This is a genomic window from Gammaproteobacteria bacterium, assembly GCA_003696665.1.
Taxonomy (GTDB): domain Bacteria; phylum Pseudomonadota; class Gammaproteobacteria; order Enterobacterales.
The window spans coordinates 1-1,122 of record RFGJ01000467.1 but is presented as its reverse complement, the minus strand read 5'-3'; the positions used below and the strand labels follow the sequence as shown (position 1 = coordinate 1,122).

The following is a 1,122-nucleotide window of genomic DNA, read 5'->3' as shown; positions in this document are numbered from 1 at the left end:
TTCCTTGACGATTTGCAGGTCGCGGTAGTGCGCCATCACGTTTGCCACCATCTGGCGGAAGGGGTCGGTGATGAAGAAGCGCACCGCCAGGCGGGAGGCATTGGGCGCCAGCCCCAGCACGTAGAAACGCGGGTTTTCGTCGCCCAGGTCAGCCAGCAGCGCGTCCAGGTCGAGCGGTTTGCCGGCGCGCACCCGCTGAGCAATCGTTTTCAGGGCGCCTTCGGCCTGTCCGCCGCGGCGGGGTTGGCCGCTGTCACGGGACAGGCTGTCGGGGTCGAAAAGACAGGCAAAGACGGCTTCCGTCTGGCGGCTTTCGCTCTCGGCCCAGAAGACCACGGTGGTATCGCTGGTGTGGAGTGGTCTGGGGTCGCGCCGTGAAAGCAGGTAGTTGAGTGCCACTCCGTAGCCTGCTGCTGCTCGGCGGCTAATAGGAGAATTCAAACCCTGTTCACGCCCATAGGATGTAAAAGCATCCAGATTGAAACTGACCAACGCAGCACCCTTTCTCTGCGCACCCCACACCCCCTTGATGTCTGGATGTAGACGGGCGACAGGTTCAATTTCACCTGTGACCAAGCACTGCATTTCAAGCGTCTCATGTCCCAAGTGATATTCTTCCCAGGCTTGCCGGATTTTCGAATCGTCCAACGTGTTCTTGCCTTCGACCAAAAAGATCAAGTTCCTGCCTTGTAACAATGACTCCAAGTGACGGGCAACGACCGGGATCTGAGTGGCTTTGAGCGGATCATGGTTTTTCAGGAAGGTGGTTATTGCACAAGCGGCAGGGCTATTTACTTTTGCCAGTATCTCAAGATTATGTTTTCGAAACTCTTCAAAGCGTTTTTTTGCATAATCCGGATCTTTTGCTTCCTTGTCGGTTATTCCCAAAACATAAACTGGATTGTCACACAAGAAATTTGCAGCAACGTTCACACTGCGTTTGATCCGCATTGGAACATTCATCTGCCGTGGTCTCTCTTTGCCTTTTTGATCCTGTACATATAAGGGGATGATATCCAGTAATTCACCTTGCGCAGATAGGTTGAGTGCATGGCTAACCGGCGCATTAGAATAACCGGGTTCAGCAATTTCTACATCGGGGTCATTGCGTAGAATTTGATA

At 53.4% G+C, this 1,122-nt stretch carries 1 protein-coding gene; it reads right to left on the bottom strand.

Annotated features, from left to right (window positions below; genetic code table 11):
• Positions 1-1,122: type I-C CRISPR-associated protein Cas8c/Csd1 (gene cas8c, locus D6694_11455; GenBank protein RMH39111.1), on the bottom strand; the 1,122-nt coding region annotated here is incomplete at both ends.